Below are 16281 nucleotides of genomic sequence, written 5' to 3'. Positions count from 1 at the left end.
CCCATCTTGCCGAACAGGATGTCGCCGATCTGCTTCGGGGACGAGACCTGGAATGTTTCGCCCGCATCCTCCTGGATCTCTTCTTCCAGGCGCACGAGGATCTGCGAGAAGTCGCCGGACAGGCGGCTCAGCATGTTGCGGTCGACGCGGATGCCCTCGGCTTCCATCCGGGCGATCACCGGGACCAGCGGGCGCTCAAGCGTCTCGTAGACCGCGACGCGGTGCTCGGCCACGAGGCGCGGCTTCATCATCCGCCACAGGCGCAGGGTGACGTCGGCGTCCTCGGCGGCATAGGCGGTCGCCTTGTCCAGGGCCACCCGGTCGAAGGTGATCTTGGCCCGGCCGGTGCCGGCGACATCCGAGAAGGTGATCGGCTGGTGGCCGAGATGGCGGCGGGCGAGTTCGTCCATGCCGTGGCCGCCCTTGCCGGCATCGAGCACGTAGGAGATCAGCATGGTGTCGTCGAAGGGTGCCACCCGGATGCCGACGCGCGACAGGACTGCGAAGTCGTATTTCAGGTTCTGGCCGACCTTGAGCACGCCCGGATTCTCCAGGAGCGGCTTCAGCCGGGCGATCGCCACTGTCGCGTCGATCTGGCCCGCGGCGGGCTGGACCGCGTCCGTCGCCGCCTTGGCATCGCCGAACAGGTCGCCGTCGGCGCCCTTCACGGGTTCGACGTGCCGGAGCGGGATGTAGGCGGCGCGCCCCGGTGCCACGCAGAGGGAGACGCCGACGAGGTTGGCGTTGTTGGCGTCCAGGGAATCCGTCTCGGTGTCGACGGCGATCACCCCGGCTTCCTCCGCTTCCGCGATCCAGGCGTCGAGCTGCTCAACGGACCCGATCGTCTCGTAGGCGGCGGTGTCGAATGGCTTGACCGATTCCGCCGCCCGCGCCGCCACGAGGTTGGCCGGCGTCGGCTCGGAGGGGCCGCGCGGCTTGGGCGCCGCGTCGGGCAGGCCGAGATCGGCGAAGGGGTCGATCTCGCCGCCCGCCGCGCCGGACGTGGTCTCGGGATCGACCGGCACGGGGTCGCCCAATGCTCCGGGAAGAACCGGGGCGTCGAGGGAGAACGGCGCGTCGGGCGCGGGCTCGCGGTTCGGCACCAGGGCCGGGTCGGGCTGCACCGCCTCCGGGTCGACGTGGAGCATCTGCGCGATGCGCCGGGTCAGCGTGTTGAACTCCATGGCCTTCAGGAAGCCCACCAGCTTCTGGGGGTCGGGCTTCGGCAGGCGCAGGTCGTCGAGCGGCACCGGAACCGGCACGTTCTCCTCCAGCGCCACCAGCTTTCGCGAGAGCCGGGCCTGGTCGATGCTGGCGAGCAGGGTCTCGCGGCGCTTGGGCTGCTTGATCTCGGCGGCGCGCTCCAGGAGGGCGTCGAGGCTGCCGTATTCCTTGATCAGGGCGGCCGCGGTCTTCAGGCCGATGCCGGGCACGCCCGGCACGTTGTCCGAGGTGTCGCCGATGAGCGCCAGCGCGTCGCCGATCTGCTCCGGGTCCAGGCCCTCCCACTTTGCGATGATCGCATCCCGGTCGAGGTTGCGCTCGGGGCGGTAGCCGGGCTTGCCCTTGGAGCCGGATTCGAAGTCGTAGAACCGCACCAGGGGCCCGACGAGCTGCATCAGGTCCTTGTCGGAGGAGACGATGATGACGCCAGCGCCCCGCGCCTCGGCCTGGCGCGAATAGGTGGCGATGAGGTCGTCCGCCTCGTAGCGAATGAGCTCGATCGGCTGCAGTCCGAAGGCCCGCACGGCGTCGCGCATCAGCGGCATCTGCCGCTTCAGATCGTCCGGCGCGTCCGGCCGGTGGCCCTTGTAGTCCGGAAACAACTCCTTGCGGAACGAGCCCTCGGACTTGTCGAACACGATGGCCAGATGGGTCGGCATCACGCCCGCCGCCCCCTCCTGCACGAACTGGGCGATCTTGGTGCAGAACAGCCGCACCGCGCCGGTGGGCAATCCGTCCGAGGGCCGGGTGTTGTACTTCTGGTCCTGGTTGATCGACTGGAAGTAGGCCCGGAAGATGAACGACGAGCCGTCGACCAGGATGATCTGATCGCCGGGGCCGACGGGCTTTTCGGAGAGTTCAGACGTCATCGGGCGGCACGGTCTCGCGAGGGGATATCGAGGCGCCTGCGTTCAAGGAGCCGGCGATCGGCTCAGTTCGGCGCGGCAGGCCGCGATGATCGGGTTCAGATGGTCGTGGACGGTCTTCCAGACGATGTCCAGGGCCACCCGATGATAGGCGTGCCGATAGAAATTTCCTGCATCCGCGATGTCGCGCCAGGGGATCGCAGGGTGACGGGACTTGGTCTCTAGGCTGAGACGCCGGCTCGCCTCCGAGATGATTTCAAGGCAGCGTACGACAGCATAATTGGTGAGCTGGTCGGCCTCGAAGGCCGCGAAGGTCATGCCGGCGACGAAGCTCAGAGCCGCTTCGGAATTGGCGATGATGTCTTCGCATGCGTCATACGCGCGTTCAGAAGACAGCGATCGCATCGCGCTCGATCCTGTCCCTGATCCGATCTTTCAGGGTCCTGCGATTGGCCACATCGACCGCCACGGGAAACAGGTCGGCGATGAAGTGGCAGAGACCGACATAGGCATAGACGTCGAGCTTCACGCTCTCGTCGAGGTCGATCACGATGTCGACGTCGCTCTCCCTGCTCGCTTCGCCCCGCGCCGTCGAGCCGAACAGCGCGGCATGCCGGATGCCGCGCGCGCGCAGGGCATCCTCATGCGTCCGCAGTATCTGGATGGCAGCGTCCCGTTCCATGGCGAGAGTGTACCGCAACGCGGGCGGTGGCCGGAAGACCTTTCACGTCGCAGCCCCCACGGTATCGGCCATCCGCGCGTCCCGCGTGCCCAGCGGCTGCTCCGGTCCGCGCGTCGTGTCGGCCTCGGTCTGGTGCTCCATCTCGGCGTTGATCTCGGCGCCGAGGAGCACGATCGTGGTCGAGATCCAGATCCAGGTCATGAAGCCGATCACGGCGCCGAGGGAGCCGTAGGTCTCGTTGTACTTGCCGAAATTGGCGACGTACCAGGAGAAGCCCAGCGAGGTGGCGACCCAGCCCAGCGCCGCGATGGCGCTGCCCCAGGTCACCCAGCGCCAGCGCGGCGCGTCGCGGCTCGGGCCGTAGCGGTAGAGCAGGGCGAGGCCGCCGAGCACGGCCACGAGCAGCACCGGCCAGCGCAGCAGGGCGATGTACCAGGCCTCCGCGCTCAGCCCGAGGATGTTGATCGCGGCCGGCACCACCACGATGCCGATCAGCGCCAGGATGATGAACAGGAGCGCGCCGGCGGTGAAGGCCAGCGAGCGCAGGTTGAGCCAGACGAAGCTGCGCCGCTCGCGCTCCTCGTAGACGATGTTGAGGGCGGAGAAGACCGCCTTCATGCCGCCGTTGGCGCTCCACACCGACAGCACGATGCCGGTGAAGAAGGTCAGGCCCAGGGTGGTGTCGCCCTTGGCGGCGATGCGCTTGACCTGCTCGCCGATGATCTCCAGCGCCCCCGAGGGCACGACACCCTGGAGGCTCGCCAGCTGGTCGTTGATGGTGGCGACGTCCGCCACGAGCCCGTAGCACGAGACCAGGGCGGCGATGGCGGGGAAGATCGCCAGGAGCACGTAGAAGGTCACCCCGGCGGCGACCGAGACGATGTTGTTCTCCGAGATGTCGTGGAACACCCGCAGGCCGATGTCCTTCCAGCCCTTGGCCGGGATGTCGGAGGGCTTGCGCGCGCCGCGGCCCCGCTCGGGCTCGTTCGCGGCGACCCGCTGGGCCTCGGACCCGGCATGGGACGGGGAGGGCTGGCGCGTCGGGTCCCCCGGCATCGCCGGGGCCGGCGACGATCGATCCGTCCGGCGCGGGAGCGCGACGAGGCCGAGGAGCGCGGTGGCCAGGGCGACGGTCCAGAGGGTCGAATTCCCGGTCGGGTTCTTGGTCTCGTTGCTGGTCGGGTTCCTGGTCTCGACGGCATCGGGACCCGTCGAGCGCTCGTTGCGTGCTGTCATCGATCGTCCGTTCCGCCGCAGGATACCGTCATCGCGCGGTGATGCCGGCGCGCGACGCCGGCATGTCTCAACGCAACACGCGTTGCTTGAGCAACAAGGCCCGGCGGCAAAGTGTTTCCTGCCCGCTCACGGAAAAGCGAGCGGATGGTCCGCGCCGGGCCCCGCGAACTTATTCCGCGAAACCCAGGACCGGAGGCCGGCGTTGTGCGTCGCGGCACCCGAAGCGACGCGCGGGGCGGATTTTCGGGCGCATCGTGGACGTGAGGGCCGATCGCGGCTTGCTCCCGCGGGCGGCACGCGGCACGGCCCTGGGAGCCCTTTCCCTCGACCCGGAGACCACCGACCCGTGCCGCACGCGACAGAGCTGATCGCCATCATCGCCCTCGGCCTCGTGCTCGCCTTCGTCTGCGGAATGCTGGCGCAGCGCCTGCGCCTGCCGCCCCTCGTCGGCTACCTCCTCGCGGGCGTCCTCGTCGGCCCCTACACGCCGGGCTTCGTCGGCAACAGCCAGCTTGCGGGCCAGCTCGCCGAGATCGGCGTCATCCTGCTGATGTTCGGCGTTGGCCTGCACTTCTCGATCAAGGACCTGATGGCGGTGCGCACCATCGCGCTGCCCGGCGCCATCGTGCAGATCGTGGCGGCCACCGCCATGGGCGGCGCGCTGGCGCTGATCTGGGGCTGGGGCCTCGGGGCGGGCCTCGTCTTCGGCCTCGCCTTGTCGGTGGCGAGCACCGTGGTGCTGCTGCGGGCCCTGGAGGAGCGCCGGCTCCTCGACAGCGACAAGGGCCGCATCGCGGTTGGCTGGCTCATCGTCGAGGATCTGGCGATGGTGCTGGCCCTGGTGCTGCTGCCGGCGCTGGCCCCCTCGCTCGGCGGCGACGGCGCGGGCGCCGCGCACCATGCCGGGGACGGCAACATCTGGCTCACTCTCGGATTGACGCTGGCCAAGGTCGGCGTCTTCGCCGCCGTGATGCTGGTGGGCGGGCGCCGGTTCGTGCCCTGGCTCCTCGATCAGGCGGCGCGCACGGGCTCGCGGGAGCTCTTCACCCTGGCGGTGCTGGCGCTGGCCCTCGGCATCGCCTTCGGCTCGGCGGAACTCTTCGGCGTCTCCTTCGCGCTCGGCGCCTTCTTCGCCGGCATGGTGCTGGCCGAATCCGACCTCAGCCATCAGGCGGCGGCCGATTCCCTGCCCCTGCAGGACGCCTTCGCGGTGCTGTTCTTCGTCTCCGTCGGCATGCTGTTCGACCCCGGCATCCTGATCCGCGAGCCGCTCTCGGTGCTGGCGGTGCTGGGCGTGATCCTCATCGGCAAGTCCCTGGCGGCGGTGGCGATCGTGCTCGCGTTCCGGCATCCGCTGGGCACCGCGCTCACCATCGCGGCGAGCCTCGCCCAGATCGGCGAGTTCTCCTTCATCCTCGTCAGCCTCGGCCTGTCCCTGAAGCTGCTGCCCGAGGAGGGGCGCGACCTCATCCTCGGCGGCGCCATCCTGTCGATCACCCTGAACCCGCTGTTCTTCGCGCTCACCGACTGGGTCGGGCGCAAGGTCGCCGAGCGCCCCCGCCTCGCCGCCCGCTTCGAGCGCAAGGGGGCCGCGGCGCTGGCGGTCACGACCGAGAACCCGCCCCATCGCGGCCACGCGATTCTCATCGGCTACGGCCGGGTCGGCAGCACCATCGGCAAGGCGCTCAAGGCCTGGGACCTGCCCTACATCGTCCTCGACCGCGACCGGCGCCGGGTGCTGGATCTGCGCCAGGAGGGCATCGAGGCGGTGTTCGGCGACGCTACGGCCCCCGGTATTCTCCAGGCCGCCGACATCGCGCAGGCCCGGCTAATCGTGGTCGCGACGCCGGAGCCCCACACGACCCGGCGCATCGTCGAACTCGCGCGCGAGCTCCATCCGGGCATCGACACCCTGATCCGCACGCACAACGACGGCGAGCGGCGGCATTTCGAGGAGCAGGGCGTCGGCCTCGTGCTCATGGCCGAGCGCGAACTCGCGTTCGGCATGACACTCTATGCCCTGCGCAGCCTCGGCCTGAAGGAGGGCGAGGCCCGCATCTTCGTCGACAGCACGCGGGTCGAGAGCCGCTCGGCGCCCATCGAGACCGAGATCGACCAGGTCACGCCGGAACTGCGCCCCCACAAGGAGGAAGGGGCCTGATGCGTCAGGCGGCCAGGGAGTGCCCGAGTTCGTGCACCCGGCGGAGGTCCGCCACGAAGTCCGCGTAGGCTTGGGCCTTCGCCTCGTCCGGCAGGCGCAGCAGGTAGGACGGGTGCACGGTGATGAAGCCCGCATAGGGTTTCTCGAAATCCGCCGGGCCGCGCGCCCGGGTGATCGGGATCTGCTTGCCCGTCAGCGCCAGCACGGCGGTGGCCCCGAGCGCGACCACGAGCCGGGGCGCGACGAAGTCGAGTTCCCGGTCGAGCCACCAGCGGTAATGGCTGACCTCGCCGGCGGTGGGCTTCTGGTGGATGCGGCGCTTGCCCCGCTCCTCGAACTTGAAGTGCTTGACCGCATTGGTGAGGTAGGCGTCCGCGCGCACGAGGCCGGCCTCCTCCATCGCACGCGACAGCAACTGCCCGGCGGGCCCGACGAAGGGCCGCCCCTGGCGGTCCTCCTGGTCGCCCGGCTGCTCGCCCACGAAGGCGATCGACGCGCCCACCGGTCCCTCGCCGAGGACGGCCTGGGTCGCGCCCGGCACCAGCGGCTCCGAGCGCCTGATGATGGCGTTGAGCGCCTCCAGCGAATCCGGGGCCTGGTCGGCCATGGCGGCCACCGCGCGGGCGGGGTTTCGCTTGACGGGCATCTGGGGCTCCCTCTCGATCATGGCGCCCGTGCGCGCCGCCGCCTGCCGGACGAGGCCCGGAATGGCGGCGGTCTCGGGCATGTTGCGCCAGTACTTCTTCGGCATCTCCGCCCGCATCGCCGCGAGGTTGGTGCGGGCCGGGTTGAAGGTGCTCTCGTAGTAATCGCGCCAGCCCGCCTCGAAGCCGTCCTGCGCCGGTGCGTCCTCGCGTCGCCCCGGGGGGCCGAAGGTCAGGGTGTCGCCATCCCAGGAGGCCGAAGCCTCCGGCGTCAGGATGGTCCAGTGCAGACTCCGGAAGCGCCCGACGAAGAACGGCGCGGCGGCCCCCAGGATGTGATGGTCGGGCTCGAACCAGGCGACGAAGCGCTCGGGATCGCTCCCCTCGACGCGGCGGAAGCGCAGGAAGGCGTGCATCTTGTGCAGGTCGCGGGCGATGGCCTTGGCCATCCGTTCCAGGCGGTGGACCAGCGGATCGCTCGACACCTCCAGCAGCCTGCGCTCGCCCCGCAGCACGCGCCAGATCAGGTCGTAGAGCAGGGCGTAGCGCTCAGGGTCGCGGTGAAGCACCACCCGGGCGACGATCGCGGCGACACCGCGCGGCAGGTTCAGGGGCGCATCGTCGGCCGGAGCCGGCCGCTCCGTCCCGAACAGCCCCGGCGCCTCGCCGATGGACCAGAGCACCCGCTCGGGCGGAACGCCCCGCCCCGCGAGACGGCGGGCGGCGCCGCGAAAGCCGTCGATGTCGGCGCCAGGGGTCAGGTAGATGGCCTCGAGCGCGCCGGAGCGGGCACCGGCTCCCGCGGAGGCGGGAGGGGCGGGTGTCGGCGCGCCCATCTCAGAACAGGCTCAGCTGTTGCGGCGGGTCGGCGAGGCGCGCCCGCAGGTCGAGGCGGTCGGTGAGGCCCCCCGCCGGGTGGTAATCGGCCGCGATCAGGAAGGGCCGCGCCCGCTTCAGGGCGGAGGTCAGCCGCGCCACGTCGTCGAGGCGCAGGCGGGTGTGCCGCCGCGCGCGGATGATCTTGTCCACCGCCCGGGCGCCGAGGCCCGGCACCCGCAGCAGCATCTCGCGGTCGGCGCGGTTCACGTCGACGGGGAAGCGCGCCCGGTGCTTCAGCGCCCAGGCGAGCTTCGGGTCGATGTCGAGGGACAGCATCCCGTCCTCGGTGGCGTCGGCGACGTCGTCGGGCGTGAAGGCGTAGTACCGCAGCAGCCAATCGCCCTGGTACAGGCGGTGCTCGCGCTGGAGAGGCGGCGATTTCAGCGGCAGGATGCTCGAGCCGTCGGGAATCGGGCTGAAGGCCGAGTAATATACCCGCTTGAGGTTATAGGAGCCGTACAGGAGCGCGCTCTTGCGGATCAGGGCCTCGTCCGTGGTCGCATCGGCCCCGACGATGACCTGGGTCGATTGCCCGGCGGGCGAGAACCGCCGTTTCTCGGCCTTGGCCTGCGTGATGCGCTCGCCGATCTGCGCGATGGCGTGCTGGATGACCGCGCCGTCCTTCTCGGGCGCGAGGCGTTCCAGGCTCGCCTCTGTGGGCAGCTCGACGTTGATCGAGAGCCGGTCGGCGTAGAGGCCCGCCTCCTCGATCAGCCAGGGGCTCGCCTCCGGGATCGACTTCAGGTGGATGTAGCCGCGAAAGCCGTGGTCGCGCCGCAAGGATTTGGCCACCCGGGTGAGCAGCTCCATGGTGTGGTCGGGGGACTTGATGATGCCGGAGGAGAGGAACAGCCCCTCGATGTAGTTGCGCTTGTAGAATTCCATCGTGAGGGTCACGACCTCCTCGACCGAGAACTTCGCCCGCTGCACGTTCGAGGAGCGCCGGTTGACGCAATAGGCGCAGTCGAACAGGCAATAGTTCGTCAGCAGGATCTTCAGCAGGGAGATGCAGCGCCCGTCCGGCGTGTAGGCGTGGCAGATGCCGGCGCCCGTGGTCGAGCCGAGTTCGCCCTTGGCCGCGCTGCGCTTCGGCGCCCCGGAGGACGAGCACGAAGCGTCGTACTTGGCCGCATCGGCGAGGATGCGCAGCTTCTTCGCGAGCATTTCGTCCATACGGGAGAGAAGCGCCTCGTTCGCGATTCGTTCAAGTTTTCGCGCGCGAATCCCGCGTTTCTCCGCCGCCGCGTTGTCGCAGGCCGGGGCCGATCAGGGGGCTGGCTCGTCCGTCTCCTCGGCCTCGATCACCCGGCGCCCGAGACCGTAGCCGAACCCGGCGCGCGCCATCGCGGCCAGATCCCGGTCGCGATGGGTCTCCCGCGTGCCCGGACGGCGCCAGGGGCCGAGGCGGCGCCGCTTGGCATAGGCACGGGCCGCCGCCTCTTCGAGGTCGGCGCCTTCGTCCGCGGCCGCGCGTTCGTTCTCCATGGCGGCCGCCACCTCCTCGCGGGCCACCCCCTTGGCGGCGAGCTTGGCCGAGACGGCGCGGGCGGAGGCGCCGCGCCGGCGCAGGGCGGCGAGGCGCCCGGCGGTGAAGCGGGCATCGTCCACGAGGCCGGCGCTGACCGCGCGGGTCACCGTGGCCTCGATCGCCTCCGCGTAGGCGGCCGCCTCCTCGCCGCGCAGGCGGCAGCGCTTGTCGACGCGTCGCTTCAGGGTCTGCCGCAGCATCGCCACGGAGGCGCTGTAGCGCTCGAGGTAGTGCAGCGCGGCCCGCTCCAGATAGGCCGGCGTCACGGGCGGCGGCGGCTTCCTCTCGGCCTGCGGGAGCTTGGCCTCGGCCGGGGCGGGCTTCCGGCCTCGGTCCACGCCTCCGGTCGGCGGCGCAACGTTTCGCGGTGTCATCGGTTCTTCATGGTCCGGACAGGTTTCGAGGACAGGCTGTCGCGATGGTGATCACGCTGGACAAGGGCTCGGGCCTGTCATGCCGGCAATCCTGGTGAGACGCGAGTGGTTGCTCGTTCTCCTGGCACTGGGCTTCGCCCTCGTGGCGGGGATGCTGGTCTACCTGTCGCGGCCGACGACGCTGACGGTGGCGGTGGGGCCCCGCGACGGGGCCGAAGCGACGCTGCTCCAGACCTACGCGCAGGCGCTGGCCCGGGGGCACGAGGACGTGCGCCTCAAGCTGAATTTCTACGATGACGTGCGCGACAGCGCCGAGGCCCTCCAGCGCAACAAGGCCGACCTCGCGGTGGTTCGGCCCGACGTGCTGCTGCCGGAAAACGGCCTGACGCTCGCCATCCTGCACGACGAAGCCCTGCTGATCGCCGCCCCCGAGGCTGCCGGCATCGAGAGCTTCCCGGATCTGGGGCGCAAGCGCCTCGGTGTCGTGGAGCGGCACGCCGCCGACATGCCGTTCCTGACCAACCTCCTCGGCTTCTACGACTTCGTGTCGCGCCCGGCCGGCGAGACCGGGCCGGAGACGGCGGTGGGCCCGGCCCGGGTCGCCCTGGTGCCCCTGAAGCCCGGCGAGGTGACGAGCGCGCTGGCAGAGGGACGCGTCGATGCCGTGGCGGTGATCGCGGCACCCGCCTCGAAGGCCGCGATCTCGACGGTGCGGGCCGTCGAGGCGGCATCGGCCGAGAAGAAGATCAACTTCGTCTCGGTGGCGGACGGCGAGGCCATCATCCAGCGGATGCCCGAACTGCAATCCGTGACGATCCCCGCCGGTACTTTCGGCGGCAGGCCGAAGCGCCCGGACGAGGACGTGAAGACAGTGGGCGCCTCCTACCGCCTGATGGCGCGTGGCAGCATCAGCCGCTTCACCGTCGCATCGGTGACGCAGCACCTGTTCGAATGGCGCTCCAAGCTGGCGCCCCTCGCTCCCATCGCCAACCTGATGAAGGCGCCGGACTTCGACTCGACGGTGGCCGCCACCAGCGCCCGCCTGCCCAACCATCCCGGCGCGGTGGATTACTTCGAGCGCGAACAGCAGACGATGTTCGAGCGCTACGAGGATTACATCTACCTCCTGGCCTTCTTCGGCGGCACCGTGGGCTCGGGCGTCGCCTGGCTGGCCCAGCGCCTCGCCCGCAAGCGCCGCGAGCGCATCGACATCGTCCTTGACCGGCTCCTCGACATCCTGCGCGAGGTCCGGGGCTCGACCTGCAAGGCCGACCTCGACGGCCTCGTGCGCGAGACCGACGACCTCGTGGCCGACGTCGTCCAGCATGCCCGCGAGCGCAACATCGACAACCGCACGGTGAGCGCGCTCATCCTGGCCATCGACGCGGTCCACGCCGCGATCAACGACGAGCGCCGCACCCTCGGCGATGCGGGCGCGGAGGGCGGCCGCGCCGTGGATCATGCCCGCACGGCCCGCCTCCTGTCCCTGCACGCACCGGCGGCGGAGTAGCGCTCAGTACCGGATCGTCCCCCGCAACCCGAACACGGCCGCGTTGCGGATGCGGGCGCCGCCGGCGTCGCGCGGGTTCGGGATGCCGCCGCCGGGGCGGAAGACGTACTGGAAATCCGGCTGGAGCGTCACGCCGGGGCCGAGCACGGCCTGGTAGGTCGCCTCCAGCACCGCCTCGCTGCTGCGCCTCGGCATGGCGAGGCCGGTCGCCAGGATCGTGTCGGTGTCGAGGCCGCGCGCCTGGGGGGAGATCCGCGCGTAGCCGAAGGCGAGGCCCACCGTGTCGTCGGATCGGCCGGGCAGCAGGCCCTTATAGGCGATGCCGACATCCGCGTAGACATCCACGAGGCTGCGGTCCGAGGGCGATCCGGAGACGCGCAGGAACACGCTGGCGCCGTCGTTGGGGTCGTCGGGCTCGCGGTAGACGGTCTGGTCGATGAGGCCGTAGAGGCCGGCCTGTCCCCGGAAGCGGCGGGCGATGCCGGTGCTCGACGGCGCGGCCAGCGACGTGCCGGCGCCGTCGAAGCGCAGGCTGTCGAAGCGCCCGAAATGATACCAGCCGCCCAGCGTCACCGTTCCGGCCTCGCCGGTGCTGCCGGGTTCGATGTTGTAGGCGTAGGAGGCCTCCGCGATCACCAGGATCGGGTCGCTCGTGCGAAAGTTGGTTCCCGTGCGGTTGCGGCGCTGCGGGTCGGGGTCGGCGCCGCCGCGCACCGGCCCGGCCGGGTCGCCGTCGAACAAGCCGACCTGGAAGGACAGGTTGGCGTTGGGCACGTATTTCGCCCGCACTCCCGGGACCGCGAGCGGGTAGATCGGGCCACCGCTCGGGATCACCACCGCCATGTTGTTGGGCCAGCCGAAGGTGGAGTTCACGAACACCGTGCCGGTCTGGGTCACGGCGAACTCGGTGTCGGCGGCAATCTGCCCGAACTTCAGGCCGAACCGGTCGCCGAAGAACTTCTGCTCGAACCACAATTCGTAGACGCGCGACGACGGCAGCGCCTCGATGCCGCTGATCGTGATGAGGTTGCCCACCGCGCCGTGCGAGAGGCCGGCGCCGTGGATCTGGAACAGGTTGGTGTGAAGGGCGGCCCCGTTCCAGCCGAGCAGCGGCCCGAGGTCCACGTCGATCTCGAGGTCGAGCAGGCCCTCGTAGATGCCGCGCTGGCGAAAGCCGCCGGAGACGTTGCCGAGGCTCTCGCCGATATAGGTCAGGCTGTAGGTGACGCCGCGCGCCTTCAGGAAGGCCCGGAAGCCGAAGGGATCGCCGTAGGGACCGAGCTGGTCCTCGATCGAGGTGTCGAGATTGGCGGACGGCCGCGACGAGGTCACGGACTGGGCGACCGACGTCTGGGGATCGCCGCCCGCGCCCCGGGGGGAACCGATGGCGCGCCCTTCCGCGGCGAGGCGCGCAGCGGTCTCGGCCGGCGTTTCGGCCAGAACTGAACCAGACAGGACGGAACCGGACAGGAGCCCGATCGCGATCAGGACTCCACCGGCGCGCGCGCGGCCGTCGCTCAGGGGGGCGTGTCGAAGCTGGGGCAAGCGTCTCGCGGGTCCGGGCGGCGGGTCCCGTGCCGCGCCGGGCGCAGTCTAACGGGTTCGCATGACGCTCAGGCAACCCCCCGGCATCGGATCAGCCGGCCTCGTCGAGTTCGGGGCCCCGGGTCACGTCGAGGCCGCCGCCGGCGCCGGGGGGCGGACCCACCGTCACAGGCCGGCCGCTGCGGGCAGCCTCGTAGATCGCCTCCATGAGGATTTGGTCCTGCAGGCCTTCCTCGCCGGGGGTTCGGGGCCGCCGATCCTCCTGGATGCAGCGGGCCATGTGGTCGATCTCCAGGGCGAACTGGTTCTTCTGCGCCAGGATGCGGGTGTCCTGCGATTCCACCTGCCCGTCCGGCCGTGACACCACCAGGCGCTGGCCCCGATAGGCGAAGGCGTTCTGCAGGTCGATGTCGGCGCGCTCGGTATGGACCTGGAGCCTGCGCGACTCGTGCACCCCGTAGCTCGTCATGCACTGGGCGATGAGGCCCGAGGGAAAGCGCAGGGTGAAGGCGACCGATTCCTCGACCTCGGCGAACTTGGCGTCGCCCGGCGGCGAATGGATCTGCGCCTCCACGGAGACCGGCTCCTCGCCGGTGAGCGCGCGCACGCCGTTGAGGCAGTAGAGCCCGATATCCGGCAGGGCGCCGCCCCCGGCCAGCGCCTTCTTCAGACGCCATTGCTGGGGCAGCCCGGTGGTCTGGCCGTTGAAGGCCTGGATCAGGCGCGGCCGGCCGAACTCGCCCGAGCGGGCGAGCCGCACCACCTCGCGATTGTAGGGCTCGTACTGGCAGCGATAGGCGATCATCAGCTTGACCTTGGCCGCCGCGCAGGCTGCGATCATGTCCCGCGCCTCGGCGGAGGAATTCGCCATCGGCTTCTCGCAGAGCACGTGCTTGCCGGCCTTGGCCGCGGCCAGCACGTCGCCGCGATGCACCGCGTTCGGCGTCACCACGTAGACCGCCTGGACCGCCGCATTCTGCGCCAGACGGTCCCACTCGTCGTAGCCGTAGACGGCCTCCGGCGCGATTCCGTACTGCTCGGCCACGAGCTTGGCCTTGGCCGGCGTGCCCGACATCAGCGCGACCACGCGTGCCCGCTTCGTCTCGCCGAACGCCGGCAGGATCTCCTCCAGGGACAACCGCCCGAGGCCCACGATGGCGAAGCCCACCCGCTTGCCCGGCGGCATCGGCGCGGGCGGCGGCGGGGGCGCCCGGTCGCCGGGGCCGCGCCAGTTCGGGAACATCACCTTGCCCCCCTGCACCGCGCCGGTATCGGCCGGGACCGAAGGGCCCGGCGGTCCGGATTGCGCGGAAGCCCCGGTCGCGCCGAGGGCGAGCCCCGTCAGAGTGGCGCCGCCGGCACGAAGCACGTTGCGGCGGGAAAGCGAGAGTTCGTCCGTCATGAAGCTCGCTGTGGGTTCCGGCGGGATCAGGAAGGCCGGGCGCTGCGCGCGCCGGCATGTCCTGTCGGGAACGTCACGGCGAGAAACGCGGTTCCGGGGCGCGTCAGGCCGCCTCGCTCTCGTTTCGCGCGTCCCGCGAGGCCGAGGAACTCGGCGCCTCCACCTCGCCCCGCTGCTGCAGGACCAGGGCCACGAACCAGCACAGGGCCGCCCAGGCGGCCCCCACGCACCACCCCGCCACCACGTCGCTCGGCCAGTGCACCCCGAGGTAGATCCGGCTGATGCCGACGAGCAGGGTCATCGACACGCCGACCGTGAGGACGAGGATCTTCACCCCGCGCTGACGGTCGACGCGGGCGATCAGGCTGGCGAGCGTCAGGTAGGCGATGGCCGACATCATGGCGTGGCCGCTGGGAAAGCTCGCGGTGAACACCTCCATGCCGTGGGGCACGAGGTCGGGGCGGGGCCGGTGGTAGAACAGCTTCAGGACCGTGGAGGCGATCTCGCCGCCGCCGATCGCCGCGATCACGAACACGGCGATGCGCCGCCGCCGGGTCATCGCCAGGTAGGCGCAGGCCGCCGCCGTCACGAACACGATGGTGAAGACGCTGCCGAGCCCGGTGATGTCGCGCATGGTCTCCTCGAGCCAGCGCGGCCCGATCGGGTCGGAGATGTCGGCCGGGTTGCGCAAGGCCAGCAGGACCTTGCGGTCCAGCGCCGCGGTGGAGCCCTCGCCGACCTCGTTGGCCAGGGCGAAGAAGCCGTAGCCGAGCAGGCTCACCGCCAGGAGCGCGATGACGGGGCCGACCTCGTTGAGCCGCAGCGCCAGACGCAGGGCGTTCACCCGGGTCACGAGCGGGTTGTTGCGGTAGCCGGAGGGCAGGGCTTTCATGCGGACAAGGCTTTCATCGGATCGTCCTTAGCGTGCGGGCGCACCGCCGCAACCCCGCCGGCCCCGCAAATCCATCATCCGAACGTGAACGTGGCCCGGCGCTCCCAAGGCCCCCCGAGGTAGCGCCAGAGCAGCAGGCCCGGCGCGGTGAAGCGGAAGGGCGCGAAATCCGCCTCGAGTTCGGCGTGCAGCGCGCGGGCCGTGGCGGGATCGACCTTGTTCTGGACCGTGACGTGCGGGCGCCAGCCCTGGCGGTCCTGGGCGGTCAGGCCCTCCTCCAGAGGCTCGAACTGTTCGACGAGGCGCGCCCGGAAGGCGGTCAGCGCCTCCGAGGCCAGGACGTAGGCGACCCCGCGCCCAGTGAAGCGCAGGCCCGTCACCGCCACCTCGGGGGGTGCCTGGGCCCGCGACAGGGCCGCCAGGGTCTCGACGATGCCGGGCTCGCATGGGCCCGGCAGGTGGTGGAACAGGGTGGCGTGCGCCGGGATGTGGTTGAGGGCCTTCGGAAAGTGTCGGCGGCGCAGCCCGTCGAAGCGGGCGAACGTCTCCGGGTCCATCGCGAGGCTCAGGATCAGCGGGTCGGGGGTGGGGGTCGGCTGTGTCATGCCGTGGGGAGATGGCGCGCGCCGCCGCCCGGTCCAGGCTCCGCCGTGTCCGGGCACGCGGCCTGTTCAGGGTCCCGCCGGGCCGCTAGAGAGCGCCCATGCGACGCAAACACCTGGACTTCGTGCATGTGGGCCGGGACGGCTGGCTCTTCCTGATCGGGGGTACCAACGGCGTCCTCGACCAGTACCGCGTGAGCTTCACCCGCTGGAGGCTGCTGCGCGGCTGGCGCCGGCTGATCGGGACGCGGACCGCCCGTGCCCAGGCCCTCGGCATCCGCTACCTGCACGTCATCGTGCCGGAGAAGCTCTCGGTCTACGACGACCGCGCCGGCGATCTCGCCTACGATCCCCGGCGCTCGCCCGCCCGGGCGCTCGCCCGGCGGCTCATCAACCATCCGGCCTTCGTCGATCTGCTGGCCCCGCTGCGGGCGGCGCGCAACGGCCCCGTTCCACTCTACCACCGCACCGATACGCACTGGAGCTACGACGGCTGCCTGCTCGCCTATCGGGTCCTGATGCGGGCCTGCGGGGCCGTCCCGCCCGCCGGCCTCGACGCCCGCGAGCGCTACGAGATCACCTCCGTGCGCGACCTCGGCGCGAAGATTCCGGAGGCGCCGATCGAGACCACGAGCCAGGGCGTGATCGACATCCTGGCCCGCCGCGTCTACGCGAGCCCCCTCGTGGAGGCCTACGAGGACGCCGGCCGGGCCCCCGACCTCCATATCGGCGCCCA

General features: G+C 70.8%; 14 protein-coding genes. 3 read left to right on the top strand and 11 right to left on the bottom strand.

Going from position 1 to position 16281, the window contains the following annotated elements; all coding sequences use genetic code 11:
* From K2X24_RS08450 to K2X24_RS08435, 4 genes are all read right to left on the bottom strand, one after another.
* Positions 1–2093, bottom strand: a 2093-nt coding sequence (locus K2X24_RS08450) for a 5'-3' exonuclease H3TH domain-containing protein (protein ID WP_292496727.1), incomplete at its 3' end; no start/stop codon positions are given.
* A 42-nt stretch (positions 2094–2135) separates the two neighbouring features.
* The gene (locus K2X24_RS08445) at positions 2136–2495 is read right to left on the bottom strand and encodes a HepT-like ribonuclease domain-containing protein (RefSeq protein ID WP_292496726.1); all 360 of its coding nucleotides are present in this window, start codon (positions 2493–2495) and stop codon (positions 2136–2138) included.
* A complete protein-coding gene (locus K2X24_RS08440) occupies positions 2476–2772 on the bottom strand; it encodes a nucleotidyltransferase domain-containing protein (protein WP_292496722.1) in 297 nt (98 codons plus the stop codon). The genes K2X24_RS08445 and K2X24_RS08440 overlap by 20 nt, the downstream gene beginning before the upstream one ends.
* Positions 2773–2814: 42 nt before the next feature.
* Positions 2815–4008, bottom strand: coding sequence for a YihY/virulence factor BrkB family protein (locus K2X24_RS08435; RefSeq protein WP_292496720.1), 1194 nt, complete (start codon positions 4006–4008; stop codon positions 2815–2817).
* A 346-nt stretch (positions 4009–4354) separates the two neighbouring features.
* Here K2X24_RS08435 and ybaL point away from each other — a divergent pair, with 346 nt between their 5' ends.
* Positions 4355–6169 (top strand): YbaL family putative K(+) efflux transporter, encoded by a 1815-nt coding sequence (gene ybaL, locus K2X24_RS08430; protein ID WP_292496718.1) that lies wholly within the window; start codon positions 4355–4357, stop codon positions 6167–6169.
* A 4-nt stretch (positions 6170–6173) separates the two neighbouring features.
* On the opposite strand, the gene K2X24_RS08425 is transcribed toward ybaL, so the two are convergent.
* From K2X24_RS08425 to K2X24_RS08415, 3 genes are all read right to left on the bottom strand, one after another.
* Positions 6174–7649 (bottom strand): UdgX family uracil-DNA binding protein, encoded by a 1476-nt coding sequence (locus K2X24_RS08425; RefSeq protein WP_292496715.1) that lies wholly within the window; start codon positions 7647–7649, stop codon positions 6174–6176.
* A gap of 1 nt (position 7650) precedes the next feature.
* Complete coding sequence (locus K2X24_RS08420) at positions 7651–8865, bottom strand: putative DNA modification/repair radical SAM protein (RefSeq protein ID WP_292496712.1); 1215 nt, start codon at positions 8863–8865, stop codon at positions 7651–7653.
* A gap of 93 nt (positions 8866–8958) precedes the next feature.
* Complete coding sequence (locus K2X24_RS08415) at positions 8959–9486, bottom strand: RecX family transcriptional regulator (protein WP_292496732.1); 528 nt, start codon at positions 9484–9486, stop codon at positions 8959–8961.
* A 187-nt stretch (positions 9487–9673) separates the two neighbouring features.
* Between K2X24_RS08415 and K2X24_RS08410 the strand changes: the two genes are divergently transcribed.
* On the top strand, positions 9674–11104 hold the full coding sequence (locus K2X24_RS08410; RefSeq protein WP_292496709.1) for a TAXI family TRAP transporter solute-binding subunit: 1431 nt from the start codon (positions 9674–9676) through the stop codon (positions 11102–11104).
* A 3-nt stretch (positions 11105–11107) separates the two neighbouring features.
* Here the strand turns inward: K2X24_RS08410 and K2X24_RS08405 are convergent, their stop codons facing one another.
* From K2X24_RS08405 to K2X24_RS08390, 4 genes are all read right to left on the bottom strand, one after another.
* Positions 11108–12490 carry a carbohydrate porin gene (locus tag K2X24_RS08405; protein ID WP_292496729.1) on the bottom strand — a complete coding sequence of 461 codons (1383 nt, stop codon included), beginning with the start codon at positions 12488–12490 and terminating at the stop codon, positions 11108–11110.
* Positions 12491–12740: 250 nt separating this feature from the next.
* Positions 12741–14051: a Gfo/Idh/MocA family oxidoreductase gene (locus K2X24_RS08400; RefSeq protein WP_292496707.1), complete on the bottom strand. Its 1311-nt coding sequence runs from the start codon at positions 14049–14051 to the stop codon at positions 12741–12743.
* A 103-nt stretch (positions 14052–14154) separates the two neighbouring features.
* Positions 14155–14943: a phosphatase PAP2 family protein gene (locus tag K2X24_RS08395; protein ID WP_292496705.1), complete on the bottom strand. Its 789-nt coding sequence runs from the start codon at positions 14941–14943 to the stop codon at positions 14155–14157.
* 74 nt (positions 14944–15017) lie between these two features.
* The gene (locus K2X24_RS08390) at positions 15018–15548 is read right to left on the bottom strand and encodes a 2'-5' RNA ligase family protein (RefSeq protein WP_292496703.1); all 531 of its coding nucleotides are present in this window, start codon (positions 15546–15548) and stop codon (positions 15018–15020) included.
* Between the two features lie 98 nt (positions 15549–15646).
* Between K2X24_RS08390 and K2X24_RS08385 the strand changes: the two genes are divergently transcribed.
* Positions 15647–16281: hypothetical protein (locus tag K2X24_RS08385; RefSeq protein ID WP_292496701.1), on the top strand; the 635-nt coding region annotated here is incomplete at its 3' end.

This window comes from Methylobacterium sp., assembly GCF_019750675.1.
Lineage (GTDB): Bacteria > Pseudomonadota > Alphaproteobacteria > Rhizobiales > Beijerinckiaceae > Methylobacterium.
Note: the sequence above shows the minus strand (reverse complement) of the source record. Positions and strands in the feature narration are given on the sequence as shown.

Excerpts from the sequence above, each read along its gene's own strand:
- K2X24_RS08435 (WP_292496720.1), bottom strand. The coding sequence starts at position 4,008 with ATGACAGCACGCAACGAGCGCTCGACGGGTCCCGATGCCGTCGAGACC.
- K2X24_RS08440 (WP_292496722.1), bottom strand. The coding sequence starts at position 2,772 with ATGGAACGGGACGCTGCCATCCAGATACTGCGGACGCATGAGGATGCC.
- K2X24_RS08445 (WP_292496726.1), bottom strand. The coding sequence starts at position 2,495 with ATGCGATCGCTGTCTTCTGAACGCGCGTATGACGCATGCGAAGACATC.
- K2X24_RS08400 (WP_292496707.1), bottom strand. The coding sequence starts at position 14,051 with ATGACGGACGAACTCTCGCTTTCCCGCCGCAACGTGCTTCGTGCCGGC.
- K2X24_RS08395 (WP_292496705.1), bottom strand. The coding sequence starts at position 14,943 with ATGAAAGCCCTGCCCTCCGGCTACCGCAACAACCCGCTCGTGACCCGG.
- K2X24_RS08420 (WP_292496712.1), bottom strand. The coding sequence starts at position 8,865 with ATGGACGAAATGCTCGCGAAGAAGCTGCGCATCCTCGCCGATGCGGCC.
- K2X24_RS08410 (WP_292496709.1), top strand. The coding sequence starts at position 9,674 with ATGCCGGCAATCCTGGTGAGACGCGAGTGGTTGCTCGTTCTCCTGGCA.
- K2X24_RS08425 (WP_292496715.1), bottom strand. The coding sequence starts at position 7,649 with ATGGGCGCGCCGACACCCGCCCCTCCCGCCTCCGCGGGAGCCGGTGCC.
- K2X24_RS08390 (WP_292496703.1), bottom strand. The coding sequence starts at position 15,548 with ATGACACAGCCGACCCCCACCCCCGACCCGCTGATCCTGAGCCTCGCG.